The sequence below is a fragment of the Paenibacillus sp. 102 genome (genome assembly GCF_039549175.1).
Classification (GTDB): domain Bacteria; phylum Bacillota; class Bacilli; order Bacillales; family Bacillaceae_G; genus Bacillus_A.
On sequence record NZ_JBCGHT010000006.1, the window covers coordinates 98740 to 113871 of the forward strand.

Annotated in this window: 13 protein-coding genes and 1 pseudogene; 4 read left to right on the forward strand and 10 right to left on the reverse strand. The window is 36.5% G+C overall.

Translation table 11 applies throughout. From position 1 onward, the window contains the following. The first annotated feature begins 7 nt into the window (after window positions 1–7). Window positions 8–889 carry an accessory Sec system S-layer assembly protein gene (locus AAIE21_RS15780; protein WP_343267639.1) on the forward strand — a complete coding sequence of 294 codons (882 nt, stop codon included), beginning with the start codon at window positions 8–10 and terminating at the stop codon, window positions 887–889. Window positions 890–1186: 297 nt separating this feature from the next. On the opposite strand, the gene AAIE21_RS15785 is transcribed toward AAIE21_RS15780, so the two are convergent. Next, window positions 1187–1552 (reverse strand): hypothetical protein, encoded by a 366-nt coding sequence (locus AAIE21_RS15785; RefSeq protein WP_343267640.1) that lies wholly within the window; start codon window positions 1550–1552, stop codon window positions 1187–1189. Between the two features lie 151 nt (window positions 1553–1703). Further along, a pseudogene (locus tag AAIE21_RS15790) lies at window positions 1704–1853 on the reverse strand (SulP family inorganic anion transporter); the annotation flags it as partial. A 100-nt stretch (window positions 1854–1953) separates the two neighbouring features. On the opposite strand from AAIE21_RS15790, the gene AAIE21_RS15795 reads away from it, so the two are divergent. Beyond that, entirely contained in the window at window positions 1954–2424 is a 471-nt protein-coding gene (locus tag AAIE21_RS15795; RefSeq protein ID WP_343267641.1) for a hypothetical protein, read from the forward strand. Between the two features lie 266 nt (window positions 2425–2690). Here AAIE21_RS15795 and AAIE21_RS15800 read toward each other — a convergent pair whose 3' ends face one another. Continuing rightward, window positions 2691–2987, reverse strand: coding sequence for a WGxxGxxG family protein (locus AAIE21_RS15800; protein WP_343267642.1), 297 nt, complete (start codon window positions 2985–2987; stop codon window positions 2691–2693). Between the two features lie 525 nt (window positions 2988–3512). On the opposite strand from AAIE21_RS15800, the gene AAIE21_RS15805 reads away from it, so the two are divergent. After that, window positions 3513–4028 (forward strand): DUF3231 family protein, encoded by a 516-nt coding sequence (locus tag AAIE21_RS15805; RefSeq protein WP_343267643.1) that lies wholly within the window; start codon window positions 3513–3515, stop codon window positions 4026–4028. 376 nt (window positions 4029–4404) lie between these two features. Here AAIE21_RS15805 and AAIE21_RS15810 read toward each other — a convergent pair whose 3' ends face one another. From AAIE21_RS15810 to AAIE21_RS15820, 3 genes are all read right to left on the reverse strand, one after another. Further along, entirely contained in the window at window positions 4405–5961 is a 1557-nt protein-coding gene (locus AAIE21_RS15810) for a fatty acid--CoA ligase (protein ID WP_343267644.1), read from the reverse strand. A 329-nt stretch (window positions 5962–6290) separates the two neighbouring features. Further along, a complete protein-coding gene (locus AAIE21_RS15815; protein WP_343267645.1) occupies window positions 6291–7781 on the reverse strand; it encodes a coproporphyrinogen III oxidase in 1491 nt (496 codons plus the stop codon). Between the two features lie 160 nt (window positions 7782–7941). After that, on the reverse strand, window positions 7942–8814 hold the full coding sequence (locus AAIE21_RS15820) for a Cof-type HAD-IIB family hydrolase (RefSeq protein WP_343267646.1): 873 nt from the start codon (window positions 8812–8814) through the stop codon (window positions 7942–7944). 136 nt (window positions 8815–8950) lie between these two features. Between AAIE21_RS15820 and AAIE21_RS15825 the strand changes: the two genes are divergently transcribed. Continuing rightward, a complete protein-coding gene (locus tag AAIE21_RS15825) occupies window positions 8951–9565 on the forward strand; it encodes a DNA-3-methyladenine glycosylase (RefSeq protein WP_343267647.1) in 615 nt (204 codons plus the stop codon). Window positions 9566–10099: 534 nt separating this feature from the next. On the opposite strand, the gene budA is transcribed toward AAIE21_RS15825, so the two are convergent. The 4 genes from budA to AAIE21_RS15845 form a co-directional block, all read right to left on the reverse strand. Continuing rightward, window positions 10100–10858 carry an acetolactate decarboxylase gene (gene budA / locus AAIE21_RS15830; protein ID WP_343267648.1) on the reverse strand — a complete coding sequence of 253 codons (759 nt, stop codon included), beginning with the start codon at window positions 10856–10858 and terminating at the stop codon, window positions 10100–10102. Between the two features lie 21 nt (window positions 10859–10879). Next, window positions 10880–12571: an acetolactate synthase AlsS gene (gene alsS, locus AAIE21_RS15835; protein WP_343267649.1), complete on the reverse strand. Its 1692-nt coding sequence runs from the start codon at window positions 12569–12571 to the stop codon at window positions 10880–10882. Between the two features lie 379 nt (window positions 12572–12950). After that, on the reverse strand, window positions 12951–13304 hold the full coding sequence (locus AAIE21_RS15840; RefSeq protein ID WP_343267650.1) for a YlbF/YmcA family competence regulator: 354 nt from the start codon (window positions 13302–13304) through the stop codon (window positions 12951–12953). Window positions 13305–13727: 423 nt separating this feature from the next. Continuing rightward, window positions 13728–14864 carry a DUF445 domain-containing protein gene (locus AAIE21_RS15845; RefSeq protein ID WP_343267651.1) on the reverse strand — a complete coding sequence of 379 codons (1137 nt, stop codon included), beginning with the start codon at window positions 14862–14864 and terminating at the stop codon, window positions 13728–13730. Window positions 14865–15132: the final 268 nt, after the last annotated feature.

The following is a 15132-nucleotide window of genomic DNA, read 5'->3' on the forward strand; positions in this document are numbered from 1 at the left end:
AACTTTCATGTTATCATTCTTCAAAAAAGCAAAGAAAAAAGGAAAAGATACAGTCATTTCTGGAGATCAATTATTTGGACAAGAAGAGGCAACTTCTCAACATACAAGTGTAAAGCCTACATTATACATCCATCCCTCTTGGGGAGAAGTTACAGTCGAACACAAATACATCTATCAGTTTTTACATAAAGATTTACCTAGTTTAAAAGAAAATCAAATTTCTTTATCAGGAATTGACGTGGAAAAACGCGATGGTGCCTATCATGTAGCTGCTTTTCTACGAAGCAGCATTTCCAAACCGATTAACTTTGAAAAAGTTGCATTACTTCTATTTAATAATGAAGAACAATTATGTGCACGTAAAACGTTTGATCTTTCTGCACTTGGTAATATACCCGCAAATACGAATATGCCATGGGTATTTCAATTTGAAGAAGAAACAATAACAGAGGCCTCCCTCTCCCAAACAGATTGGCAATTAGCATTTGACTTAGGAGAACTACATCGATTCGAATTGGATCCAACATGGGAACAACAATTATCCGTTGAAAACAAAGACGAACTACGAGATTTCGCAGAAGGTTTAACGCCTCCTGCTGAAGACGAAATCAATTTCTTAGGGTTACAAGCAACGCATCAAGAAAATGGTGACCTAAGTGTAACGATCCTAATCCGAAATGGATTTTCTCATAGCATCGAACTTGAGCAGCTTCCTCTTCAAATTCTAGATGCTTCTGAAGAAGTTGTTGCAAAAGGGGCATTTACATTACCAAACCTTGAAATAAAAGCAAATACAACAAAGCCATGGGCATTCGTATTCCCAGCTTCTTCTGTTTTAAAGAAAGAGATCAATTTAACTACTTGGTCTGTAGTTGTCTCGCAGGGATAATATAGCAATCTATATAAATCCACATTAAAAAACTAACATCAAACCATTTTTTTAGATGGGAGAGAGCATCCGGCCATGCATAGAAGCGGTCAGTGCCTTTTTTAGCCCCATGCCAAGTGAGAACAAAAGGAGAAAGCGAGTGGAGATCTTCTTTTGTTTTCATATCCGCGACTTAGGTGCTTAAAAGGCACAATGGATATATGTTGGAAAATCGAGTTGAATATATATATTAACAAAAGAGCCTGTTTGGTAAGGTTATAGCACCTTACCAAACAGGCTCTTTTCATATGTAAAATTTCATTTCGCTACTAAGCGATCAATTTGATATTGTGCTTCTAATTTACAAAGTGATTCTTTAATTTGCACATGCTGTACCTGAAGCAATTGTAGTTGCTCATCTGGTTCTTCTTGAAGTAATTGGCTAATTTTTTCATTTATCCGATCTGCTAACTCTTTATGAAAATCTGGATGTTCTTTTACATCATCATCAATTTGATTGATCCACTTTGATTTTGTATACAAATACTGTTTCCACTGTTCAACAAATTGCTGCATATCAAATTTTTCTACATCCCAATCGATTGATTTCATATATTCTGTAAAAGAAGTAGCTATTGAACGTGTAATTCCCATTTTCACACCGTGTGGTAACTGTTTGTACATCAAACTCTCTCCTAACTTTAAAAGATAATCCCCACTTTTATGATAGCACATCGTGTCTCATAATGTGGATATATTGCTAAAAAAATACATCCCCTTACTATGCACTGTATACAAAAAAGCGCCTTCCTTTTCGGAATGACGCTTTACAATTCTATTGTTCTTTCACCATGTTTAACTTTTCTCTTTGCTTATCATTTGCCAAGCTGAGCAATGTCTTTTCAATATGTGGTTGTACATGTTCAAGTGTTACACTCGCACCCATTTTCTCCGTATGATCCATGAAGTTTAATAGTGCCATCGCCCTTCATTCTTCTTTCTCTCTCTTTTTTCTACCTTTGGAAAGATAAGCGACTGTGCTATAATGAACAGATTAAATCTTTTACTATATATTTGGAGGCATTATGCTAACTTTTGAAGAAAAATTATCGATTATCGAATCTTTCCCAGAGCTGGAAAGAAAGAACGTATCATTAAAACGTGTGAACTTTCACTTTGAAGAAAGCCGCTTAGACAAAAAGAACGTTGTTTATCATTTACACCCAAATGGTAATGGCTTTGTATACGCAGGCGGTATTAGCGGTTATAAAACAGACGATAAAGGCATGGTTAACATCCGTGAATTTTCAGCAGACGAACTACGCTCACTAATTCAAAAATCAATTGAACTTCTATCTCAAGAGCCAGAAGAAGTTGTAGCACAAGCTGAACCTGCTAAAGAAGAAGAATGGCAGAATGAAGATGGACACATCCTTACTCTTATCCAAGAAGATGATATGTGGAATGTATACGCTGGCGTGAATTTAGATGGAACATTTAATTCTTATCCAGAAGCTGCAGAATACCTGGATGAAGAAGGTTTCTCGCGCAAATAATAAAAATGCCTTTCCACTCTGTAATATGAAAGACAAGTTATAAAGTTTTTAAAAACAATAACTGAAATAATGTATTGCACATTATATGAATGAGGATACATCACTATTTTATAGTGGTGTACTTTTTATTTGATAAGCTCTCTCTACCATAACAAAAAATAACCAATTGTGTTTATGAACATATACACAATTGGTTATTTTTAATTTCTTCTTTTTCTATTCTTTTGACAAATAAGTATTTTTAAAACTACATACATTGTTCTACATTAACGCGCTTCTTTTTCTCTTCTCCTAAGACCAAATAAACCTGCTAGTCCTAATAAGCCAAGCCATGCCCAATTATTATTATCGCGATCATTGTTCAAATCATTTGTTGTATTTACATTTCGAGTTCTAATATCATTATTAACCCTATTCATATTGTCGTCAGTAACTCGAGTCGTAATATTATTATTATTAACTCTATCCACATTGTTGCCATCGTATTCAGCATGTACATTTGTACCAAAAACCATAATAGCTACTACTAAAGCGCCTAAAATAGATGATAATTTTTTTGTCATGATTTTCTCTCCTTTCGTATTTAATAATGTCTCCAGCTTCTTTGAATGGTATTCGTTCAAGAATATATAAAGCCATTTAGGTTAAATTTACGATAAATGGATTTAGCTTCCATTCCTAAAGATACTGACAAATACAACGAAGGTAAAAAAATATATGACTTTGGAAATATTAAGAAACATTCATTTCGAGCTTCTACTTCATTAAGCTTTGGATGTTTTTAAATGCTGCTTTTATATCGCTATTTATCTTACTCAAAGAATTCTATGAAAGTATTTTTAGACTTAGGTATTTGCACCTTTTCTACCGATGACAATAGATTATAGCACTTAAAATACATGTGTTATTCATAAGAATAAAATTTTTGCAACAGTATATGCTAAAAGGTGTAATTACTATATTTGGGTAAGGTGTTCCATATGGGTTATAAGAATTTATTTTCTCTAATTCTGAACATGGTTGGGAAAATTTTTTCTATACTAAGCATCGCTGTTAGAAATTTAATTTCTTTAAGGAGGAATATTTTAATGGGTGTTTTAAGCGGAAATCCACAACATGAGCCAATGCACTACGGAGAAGTCTTTGGGATTTGGAGCTATCTTGCGGCAGCACAAGGTGCAATTGCTGGATATCAAGTTCTTATTAATCATACAGGCGATGAGGATTTAAAGAAATTTTTAGAAAATCTTATAGAGAATGATATCCAATCCGAAGTTGAACAATTAAAAAATTTGTTGAAGTTAAATGGTGTTGCATTGCCACCAGCACCCCCAGAAAGACCAGTTGCATCTATTGAAACAATTCCCCCTGGCGCTCGTATTAATGATGCAGAAATTGCGACTAAAGTTTCTATGGACCTTGCTGCTGGTTTAGTAGCATGTAGCCAAGCTATGGGACAATCTCTTCGAGAAGATGTAGGAATGATGTTTGGTCAATTCCATATGAAAAAAGCACAGGCTGGAGCTACATTGCTTCGTATGAATAAGAAAAAAGGTTGGATCATTCCACCTCCATTGCATGTTCAACAATCAGAACAAGCATAGCATTTAATAACAAACCAATTTCTTTTAGTTATGATTGTTTGTAACCTAGATAAGATATTGTACAAAAAAGATGGTATCCAGCCATCTTTTTTGTATGAATTATGAAAAGAATATATGGATATAAGTGATTGTTCATTACATGACACGATATATATTTGAGATGAATTTCAATACAAATGTAAATTTTTGGAAGTAAACTTTCATTTATTAAGTTCATTCTGTTGTAATAAATGAAAGAGTTGTCATAGTAAATGAGGTCATATGTAGTACGAAAAAGAATAGCTAAGGCATACGTATCTTCTGCTTCAGCTATCCTTCTTTCATCTCTTATATAATGGACAACATTTTAATAAAACAAACCAGTAAGGCACTTTTATTATTTCTTAGCACCTTTTAAAGTTTCTCTCAGCACAAACTTCTGTAACTTCCCACTCGCATTACGAGGAAGTTCATCTGCAAATATATAATGACGCGGACGTTTATAGTCAGCTAATTCATCACTTTCTTTGCAATATCTTTCTAAATCTGCTTCTGTAATATGTTCATCTTTTTTGACCACTACCGCAACAACGCGTTCCCCCCATAACTCATCCGGTTCACCAAGTACAGCCACATCTAATATGCTAGGATGGCTATGCAAGAAGTCTTCAATTTCACGCGGATAGATATTCACTCCGCCACTAATCACCATATCGTCAACGCGATCTGCTACATATAGATAACCATCCTTATCAAAATAACCTAGATCTCCCGAATGGTACCAACCTTTATACATAGACTTTGCGTTCGCTTCCGCGCGATTATGATATCCTGCCATCATCGTTGGTCCACGTGAAATAATTTCCCCCACTTCATACGGTGGCAGTACATCATCTGGTTCTGCCGGCCCCTCTTCGTTCGGTTTTACAATTCGAATTTCGTGACTAAAACAAGGCGTTCCAGCTGAACCAGCTTTCGTAATTTGGTCTTCTTCTACTAAAAATGCAATAACCGGACCCATTTCTGTCATTCCATAAATTTGAACAAGGTCAATGTGTAGACGCTCTTTACATTCTTTTACAAGTGCTGGTGCCATCGCTGCTCCGCCGTATATCCCAATTTTCATCGATCTTAATTCATATTGTGACAAATCTTCTTGTAACATCATATTCCACATCGTTGGCGCGCCAAAGAATGTCGTGATTTTTTCTTTTTCAATTGTATGTAATACCGTCTTTGTATCAAAATGATGTAAAATAATATTTTTCCCGCCAACTTGAATTCTTGGTATAATACCAGCATTTAATTCACCACAATGGTACAGCGGTGCTACAGCAAGCCCAACACTATCACGGTTATATTTTAAGAAATACGTACAAATCATACTATGTTCAGCCATTTCACGATGACGATGCAGAACCCCTTTTGGATGACCTGTTGTACCACTTGTATAAAGCATCGAGCAATAATCTGTTTCCTCAATGACAATATCAACCGGCTCTGATGACGATGCATTTACTTTTTCATGATAAGAAGCAGCGTATGAAGGTGCATTTTCTTCTATGTACCAAAAAGAACTGTTTGGGAAATCTCGTTCAATCATCGCAACTGTTTGTTCAACAGCTTTTTCGAATACAACAACTTTTGAAGACGCATCTTGGAGAATGTAAGCTACTTCTTTTGCTTTTAAACGGAAGTTAATCGGGTTAAAAATCGCACCGATTTTCGCACAAGCGAGGTAAACGTTTACAAATTCATGGCAATTATATAAATAAACCGATACAGTATCTCCTTTTTTCACACCTTCCGCCAGCAGAGCATGCGCCGTTTTATTAATCTGTTCGTCCCACTCTTTATATGTCCAGCGAATATTCTTTTCCGGTTCTACTAACGCTTCTTTATTCGGATACTTGCCAACTGTTAAATCAAAAATCCTCCCAATCGTCATATACATGTCAAACTATGCCCCCTTTTAACTTTCATAAATCTATCATTTCGTCTATAAGTTGACATTTCCTCTACATTTTTATCTTCTTTTTCTGATCATTCTCGACACTGTTTTACAAATATGTATTCATTTTGATTTTCTAACATACAAATCACAGCTATGAAAAGAAAAGCAGATGTCCAATCATTTTCTACCTTTGTTTTCACTTGGTATTGGGCTAAGCGCTTCTAGCCATGGCCGGATTCTCTCTTCCATCCAAAAAGAAAAATTTTTTATAAAAAAAGACTGAAACCTAAAGCTTCGTAATATACGAACCTTTAGGTCAGCCTCTTCTCTTAAGAAAATAGCTCTTTTAAAATCTCAAGCTTATCTTCTGTATATTTAATATAACCATCATTATATGATTTCGGATCTTTCGGGTTTGCGAAATGCGTAATTGCCCCTGTTTTTGGATGAACAAATTTACTTGATGCACCGCAGCCAAGACCGATAATCGATTGTACTTCTTCCATAATCACGATATTATAAATACTTTCTTGCGAAGGCATTGCGTAGCCAACATTTTCTAAGTTACCTAAAATGTTCTTTTGGCGGTATAAATAATATGGTACGTAATTATGATTCTTCGTCCACTCTTCTGCTTCATGCATCATCGCTGTAATTTCTTCACGGCCCGCTACTTTATATTTACGCTTATTTTGCGTCATTTCAGAAGCACGCTTAAATGATAATGTATGAACTGTTAATGATTCTGGCATTAACTTTTCTGTCTCATCTAACGTATGTTTAAAGATATCTAGCCCTTCACCAGGAAGCCCAATGATTAAGTCCATATTAATATTGTTCATTCCCATTTGACGTGCCAAATGATACTTCTCAATCGTTTCTTCCACCGTATGATGACGTCCGATTGCTTTTAACGTTTCTTGATGGTACGACTGTGGATTAATACTAATACGGTCAATGTTCCATTTATTTAATACTTCTAGTTTTTCTGGCGTAATCGTATCAGGACGACCAGCCTCAACTGTTACTTCACGTACTTCTTTTACATCCGGGAACGATTGGTACATTTCTTCATACAGCATATCCATCTCTTCTGCTGTAATACTTGTTGGCGTACCGCCTCCGTAATAAATCGTTGTAACTTTAACACCTTTTTCTTTTAGGAACTTCCCAATTTCACGAACTTCATAATGCAGACCGCCTAAGAAAGAATCGACAGATCCTTGACGTCCATTAATCGCATAAGCCGGGAATGTACAATATGCACATTTTGTCGGACAGAACGGAATACCGATATAAATACTAACTTCTTCTTTTAAGCGGTATAAATCTGGAACAACCGCTAATTGGCAATCAACAATGCGCTGCAGAAGTTCAATTTTTTCTTCATGAATTAAATAACTTTCACGAAGTTCTTTATGTGCTTCTTCTTTTGACATACCGTTTTGCAACATTTTATGAAGAAGCTTTGTTGGACGCACTCCTGTTAAAATACCCCAACTCTGCTCCAATCCTGTTAACTGTTGTAAAACCGAAAGATATACATAAGAAACGACATGCTTTACTTGCTTCATACGTTCTTTTTCTTCTGCGAAAGAAGATAAATCTTTTGAAAACGTTTCTTCGTATACATTGCCAGTTTGGACGTCTGTTAAACGTGCTGAAGCTGTCACGTTTCCTTCTATCTGTATTTCAACAATAAGATTCGCATCCTCTTTCTCAAATCCTATCGTGCTTTCTTCAAAAAATAAGCCGCTAATATTTTGCAGCGGACGTAAAAAACGATCATCTTGTAACGTTTTTATTGAAATTAACAACACTTATCACCTTTTCATTTGTAAACTCTCTTTAGTTTACTTGAAGGGCGTGTACAGGTCAATACAGAAGCTTTTACCTCATTTTCCCGGAAAGACCTCACAAAACTGTGGAATAAAGACACTAAAAAACGTAGCTTTTAAGCTACGTTTTTTAGAAACCCTATCATCGTTTATGAACCTGCGAGTGATTTTTCAGAAATGGAATTGGAAATTGCTTTCGGAAATGTTCCTTAATCATATATTCCACTCCGTTTTCACTATTGGAACGCGTAATCCAGTCTGCTGCTTGCTTCACTGGAATAGGTGCATCTCCCATTGCGACTCCTAATCCAACACTCGCAATGACATCTAAATCTTCCAAACTATCTCCAATTGCCACCATTTCACTCAGTTCTACCCCAAGATGTTCTCCTAATAATTGCAACCCTCTTAATTTCGATATATGTTGCGGAAGAATTTCCACCCTTCCTCCACCAGATTCTATATACTCCACATTTTCAAATGCTTTTTTCAATGTTTTGAGCGCACGGTCTTTTTCTCCTCTACTTGAAAACACAACATCAATTTTCGGAGCTGCAACAGGCTGGTCGCGAAGTGCATCACCTAATGAATCCACAAATTGAACAGGATAAAATAGTGGTTCTGTGCTTGATAATACAGTACGTGCAATTAAATTCGGTGTATTCCGCTCACGGTTACCAATAGAAAAACGTTCATGTGAAATCCGGACATTACATTCAAAATGTTCAAGTACTTGCACAATATTAAACGTCTTTTCTTCTGATAATCGTTTTTGGACGAGCGGTTTATCTAATGAAGCAGAAATAAAAGCGCCGCTATGCGTAACTAATATGGAATCTAGTTTTAATGACTTCGCTATTTTATGAGCAGATTGAAAGTGCCGACTTGTAAACAGCGTAACATATACGCCTTTTCGCTTTACAAAATCAATAGCTTCTCGTGTTCCTTTTGGTATCTTCCCATTTTTCTGCACGAGTGTCCCATCTATATTAAGAGCCAACAAGCGATAAATCATGTCGTATTCCCTCCTCTTAGCTGCTTTTACTCTATCCATAATTTATGAAAGAAATTTATTAATTAGAACGAGTTAGAATCTCGCACACAAATTTGGTTTAATATATACGTAACTCACCAGTAAAGGAGATACCAATATGAAAGCACCTCCTTCTTTTTATGAGGGCGATACATTAGAAGTTGCTAAAAAGCTACTTGGTCATAAGCTTGTACATATAGTCGATGGGATAAAACGAAGTGGATTCATTGTAGAAGTCGAAGCATATAAAGGACCAGATGATAAAGCCGCACATAGCTACGGGGGAAGACGAACGGAGCGGACTGAAGTTATGTTTGGCGCACCAGGACATGCTTATGTTTATCTTATTTATGGTATGTATCATTGTTTTAATGTCATCACTGCTCCAGTTGGCACCCCGCAAGGCGTTCTGATCCGGGCATTAGAACCAGTCGATGGAATAGAAGAAATGAAAATGGCACGCTACGGTAAAACAGAGCTTACGAAAGCACAATACAAAAACTTAACAAATGGCCCTGGGAAACTATGCCGCGCACTTGGTATTACTTTAGAAGAACGCGGCTTATCCTTACAAGGTAATGAATTATATATTGAACTCGTTCCTGAAGAGGAACAATTATCTTCTCAATATGAGATCACCGCGGGCCCCCGCATTAATATTGACTATGCGGAAGAAGCTGTTCATTACCCTTGGCGCTTTTACTTTCATAAGCATCCATTTATTTCGAAGTAAAACGTATATATGATATAAGAGTGCCTTTCAAATAAAAGGTAAGCAAAAAACCTCCTTATACGTAAGGAGGTTTTTGTCACTTTTCACGCTATTAAATCTACGGTATATAGGGTTTATAGACAACAAAATATAGGAATAAATAGCGTTTAAGCGGCCAGAGAAGAAACTTGAATCCCTAATAAAAATCCAATTACTCCTTCTTCTGTAAATATAAGTATACATCATCATCTTCTTTCATTCACCGAAAAATATATTCGCTTAAACGCAATGTTTTTTCGACAACTATATAATAAACGCTTTTATTGTCACAATAAACCTTTCAGAAAAATATAAGAGATCTTTAATGAATAAAGCTTTTCGTCACACTTATCAAAGATTTCCACCAATCCGACTCTTAACAAGCAATCAGATTCCACATATAACAAGTTTCTTTATATCATCTCGCGAAGCATCGTTATACTCTTAAGTTATATTTTTCATAACGCAAAAAGGACCTTCACATAGAAGACTCTTTTCAAAATATCGGTCTCTTTTTTACTCCGCACCCTCTGCAGTCGCAATATCATTTTCAAGATTTTCTCTCGACAAATCAGCTGCCATAAAATCAGCTGTTTCTGGAAGCGCTAAATGCAGATGTGCTTTTTGACAAATTTGGATCGTACAGTTTTCTACAGTAAAATCAAAAACATGTCCGCCTCCGCTTCGTTCATCATCAATATAATGTAGATGGAAACCGGCCACTCCAATACCTTGCGCATAATCTGGTGTCCAAAATCCTGCCATTGTTCCTTTCGTATGAGAGAAAGAAAAAATCGGCTGTGATTTTGTTACTTCTACAAGTGGTGTATATGGTTTTGCTTGACGCGGAACGGTCCTTGTTCTTACTTCACGGAATGTACCATCCATACGAATCGCATAAAACAAGTTTTTACTTGGCATAAGTTCTTGTAATAAAGCTTCTACTTCTTCACGATTCATTGGACGATCAATTGTATAACTCATTTCTTTTTCAAAAAATGTTACAGTGGCAAACGGCGTTGTTTCTTCCGGTGCTACCATTTCTGCAGAACCGTCGGAACGCAAATGATAAAACTCCCCATCAAAAGCAATCATTTCACCATCTAATTGATCAAATGTACCAATGCCAAAATCGCCGTGCTCTTTTAATTTCTCAAAGTTGATAATGCCATCATATATACCATCTAGTAAAGCTAGCATTGTCGATGTTTGATATACTTCGTTATTCGTTTTCATCTTTTTCGCATCAATATCTAATAATTGTGCAATACTCATGTCTATTCTACTCCTTTACCACTAGTTCAATTGGTTTGGTAGTAATTTTTCACTTAATTTAATGTTATCGCGATAATCAATTGGAATATCTATAACTACAGGGCCTTCTGCTTTCATTGCTTCTTTCAGCACATCTTCTAATTCTTCTGGAGAATTTACACGAAGTCCAGTAGCACCGAAGCTTTCTGCATATTTGACAATATCAACATCACCAAATTCTGTCGCCGATGTTCTGCCATATTTCATCATTTGTTGGAAGGCAACCATATCATATGTACCATCTCTCCAAACAAGATGAACAATTGGAGCGTTAAGACGCACTGCCGTTTCTAGTTCCATTGCAGAGAATAAGAAGCCGCCATCTCCAGAAACAGAAACAACTTTTTTACCCGGTTCCACTAATGTCGCTGCGATTGCCCAAGGAAGTGCAACACCTAACGTTTGCATACCGTTACTAAATAATAACCGGCGCGGCTCATAAGAACGGAAGCATCTTGCCATCCAAATGTAATGTGAACCGATGTCACATGCCACTGTTGTTTCATCGTCAATTAAGGAACGAAGTGTACGAATAACTTGCAGCGGATGTGTAAGCCCTTCTGAATCACGAGCTGGAACTTCAGCTTGTTCTGATAACTTCGCGCGTAATTGATCTAAAATAGCTTCTGATTTCGTTGTTAAAATAAGTTTCGGTAATTGCTCTGCAATGCTATTTACAGTTAATGCAATATCACCAATTAATTCGCAATTTGGTTGATAGTCATGGTCAATATCAGCTTGATGATCGTCAAGATGAATAATCGTTCTGTCTCCTAACTTATTCCAAAACTTCGGATCATACTCAATTGGATCATAACCGATAGATAGAACAAGATCAGCCTCTTCTAATAAAATATCGCCTGGTTGATTACGGAATAACCCAACGCGTCCAAAGAAATGATCTTCTAATTCACGTGAAATTGCTCCAGCTGCTTGATACGTTTCAACAACAGGCAATTGTGTATCAGCAATTAACTCACGAACTGCTTTTGTTACTTCATTTGTGCTCGCTCTCATACCAAGTAAAATAACTGGTAATTTTGCAGATTTAATTTGTTCTACAACTGCGGTAATTTTATGTGTGGGAGCGATACCAAGTTGCGGCTGAGAAAGCGTACCAATAGATGAAACGGACGTCTCAGCAGTCATAACGTCTTGCGGAAGGCTCACAAGCGTCGCTCCCGGATGAGTAGAAGTTGCACTGCGGAATGCATTTGTCAATGCTTCTGGCACATTATCAGGATGCTCTACTTCTACGCTATATTTTGTGATTGGTTCGAATAGTGCAGCATTATCCATAGATTGATGCGTACGTTTTAAACGATCTGTACGCGGCACTGCACCCGCTAAAGCAACAACGGGATCACTCTCTGCCGTAGCAGTAACAAGACCTGTCGCTAAATTTGATGTCCCTGGTCCTGATGTAACAAGACATACACCTGGTTTTCCTGTTAATCTTCCAACAGCCGCTGCCATAAATGCTGCATTTTGTTCATGACGACAAACGATCAACTCTGGTCCTCGCTCCCTTAACACATCAAAAACCGAATCAATTTTTGCACCCGGAATACCGAAAACATGCGTAACGCCTTGCTGGATTAAACAATCGACAACAAGATCGGCTCCTTTTGTTGTTTTTGTTTTCACGTTGCTTGCTTTTACATCTGTACTCAAACTAATCATCCCTTTATGTCAAAATCGTGTACAATAGAGCTTTTTTATGTAAACTACACAACATATTACACCTAGTTAATTAATATAGTGTAATACCTCTTGTTAGTTATTATATTACGAATATATCAATTTTCCAATAATATGAATTTGACAGTATTTTGACAATGTCGAATGAAAGCCTTTACATTAATTCTGTTATATCGAAATAATATTTACTATAAATTTTTCCATCCGTATCACATATTTTCGAAACATATTCCCCTCCTTATTTCTTATATCACTTTAATTTTCTACAATTAGTTAAGAAAAGGAGCTTCTGCCAAATTATGAATGAATTCCATAAAAAAGACGCTTCCTCATTCAGGAAACGCCTCTTACATTAAGCTTGATATGCACTATATAATTCTTCAAGTGGCTTCATGATAATTTTGTTAATGTCGCCGATTACAACATTTAAGCGTTGCTCTGCTTCCATTAATTTTACGATTTTTGGATCTTGTTGAATAAGCGCTACAACTTCTTGTGCTTTTTGGTTATCTTCTTCTGTAATTTCTTGACCTTGCATCATCTTTTGTTGTAACTCTAATTGCATTGTACGGAACTGATCAAATAGTTCTTTTGACGCTGCATCTCCTTGCACTTCTGCATAACTAGCTTTTAAAGCTTGGAAATCTGTATTTTCTGCAATTGCCTTTTGTAATTCATATGCAACATCATGAGTGTTTTTTGTCATTGTATTTTTCCTCCTTTAACGGGCTTGGTCTATTGTCCTCGCCCTTTGAGTACCTTTTGATACGCACCCTCTTACAATAACAAACTATGCACAAGATGTGAAGAAATTTCACTTTATTTATCTAATTGATAAGACATTCAAAAATCTTTCTTTTAGGTGGGAGAGAGGATCCGCCCTTGCATAGATGCGGTCATGGCCTTTTTTAACCCCATGCCGTATGAAACCAGAATGAGAAAGTGAGAGTAGGTCTTCTTTTAGTTTCATAACCATAACTAAGATAGTGGGAAAGTGTACGTTCATGCATAAAAGTGATCAAACCCATGCTATGTGAAAACAACAGGAGAACATAAGTGAATGTCTCCTGTTGTTTTCACAGCCGGATTCTCTTCCTTCAAAAAAAGAAAGATTTTTCAATTCATTTCATTACATTAAGAAAAGCAACAACACACCTTGAATCAATCCAATTGTTCCTCCTAATAACGCTCCTAAATAGGTAATCATCTTCAGTTCACTCTTCGTAATCGATAACACAAGATCTTCTAATCTCTCTGTTGAGAATGTAGCTACTTCTTGTTGTACGATTTCAGCAAGACGGAAATTTTTCAAAATCTGTTCGGTATTGTGCCTACCCCATGCTAAACCTTTTTTCACTACATTCGGAATCATTGTTTGTACAATTGTTTCCCTAACTGGTTCACACACTTTTTGAACAGATTGATTGAAAAATCCACTTACAGTTTCCTCTATTTTAATTGCTGATAAGATTGACTTTACAACCGTTTCTTTCTCGATAAAGGACTCCAGTTCCTTCACTTCTCTTCCCTTTAATTTCTCCCACTCTTTTTGCAGGACATCACTTAAAAGCTGCTTCGTTCCTTCTTGTCCTAAAAACTTAATCACTTCTGGCTGCAGACGATCCACTAAACTTACATTCCCTAAAAACATACCTACTAAATTTAATAATGTACCTCGCGAAGCAAAAAAGTCATCAATCATTTTAGCAAGCCGCTCTTTTCCCTCTTCGCTTTCAAAAAAGCTTATCCCTCTTTCTAAAATAAATGATGCTACATTCGGAATGGTTTGCTCCACTTTTTCATGAACAGAACGAGGCAAAGCTTGTTCCCACGTATATGTATCATATTGTGATAAAAACGTATCAATTTTTTGGACAATCATACTTTCAATTTTTTTGATTGTCTCCCCTTCCACATGCTCCAAACCCCATTTTTCTAAAACCTCTCGCAGCGATTGCCCATTCACCAACATTTTCTCTATTTCTACTTGCGCCCACTGAATAAGCTCTTGCTGAAATTTTTCATCTGTTAATTTCTTTCCGATTCCTTCAGGCGTTAACAAATGATCCACAACCATTTTCCCTAATTGAACAGCAAGTTCATCACGGCGTTTCGGAATCAAACCTGGTGTAAACGGTACTTGAAACTTTCCAATATAAATAGGGCGATGCGGGCGGAATAACATTTTTATCGCTAAATGATTCGTATATCCACCAATTATCGCTCCTAACCCTGTCGTTGTTAACATATTTAACCACATATTCATTCCAATACCAGCCTTCCATTTCTCCAAATATATATCTATATCTTACTACAACTTATTACAAGGACAATACGCAACTAGCCATTCATTTTGAGATACACTCACTTTCCCCCTTTGTTTTCACTTGGCATAGGAAAAAAAGGCTCTGACCGCTTCTATCCATGGCCGGATTCTCTCTCCCACCAAAAAAGAAAAGGGTTTCTGCTCGTTTTTCAACTTGCCACCTAACACATTGATCCTCCAAAAATAGAATATCGCTATACAGGCAACA

Bases quoted from the DNA above. Each gene is read 5' to 3' on its own strand.
- AAIE21_RS15825 (WP_343267647.1), top strand. From the start codon at position 8,951: ATGAAAGCACCTCCTTCTTTTTATGAGGGCGATACATTAGAAGTTGCT.
- AAIE21_RS15800 (WP_343267642.1), bottom strand. From the start codon at position 2,987: ATGACAAAAAAATTATCATCTATTTTAGGCGCTTTAGTAGTAGCTATT.
- AAIE21_RS15845 (WP_343267651.1), bottom strand. From the start codon at position 14,864: ATGAATATGTGGTTAAATATGTTAACAACGACAGGGTTAGGAGCGATA.
- AAIE21_RS15820 (WP_343267646.1), bottom strand. From the start codon at position 8,814: ATGATTTATCGCTTGTTGGCTCTTAATATAGATGGGACACTCGTGCAG.
- AAIE21_RS15840 (WP_343267650.1), bottom strand. From the start codon at position 13,304: ATGACAAAAAACACTCATGATGTTGCATATGAATTACAAAAGGCAATT.
- AAIE21_RS15810 (WP_343267644.1), bottom strand. From the start codon at position 5,961: ATGTATATGACGATTGGGAGGATTTTTGATTTAACAGTTGGCAAGTAT.
- AAIE21_RS15785 (WP_343267640.1), bottom strand. From the start codon at position 1,552: ATGTACAAACAGTTACCACACGGTGTGAAAATGGGAATTACACGTTCA.
- AAIE21_RS15795 (WP_343267641.1), top strand. From the start codon at position 1,954: ATGCTAACTTTTGAAGAAAAATTATCGATTATCGAATCTTTCCCAGAG.
- AAIE21_RS15780 (WP_343267639.1), top strand. From the start codon at position 8: ATGTTATCATTCTTCAAAAAAGCAAAGAAAAAAGGAAAAGATACAGTC.
- AAIE21_RS15805 (WP_343267643.1), top strand. From the start codon at position 3,513: ATGGGTGTTTTAAGCGGAAATCCACAACATGAGCCAATGCACTACGGA.
- budA (WP_343267648.1), bottom strand. From the start codon at position 10,858: ATGAGTATTGCACAATTATTAGATATTGATGCGAAAAAGATGAAAACG.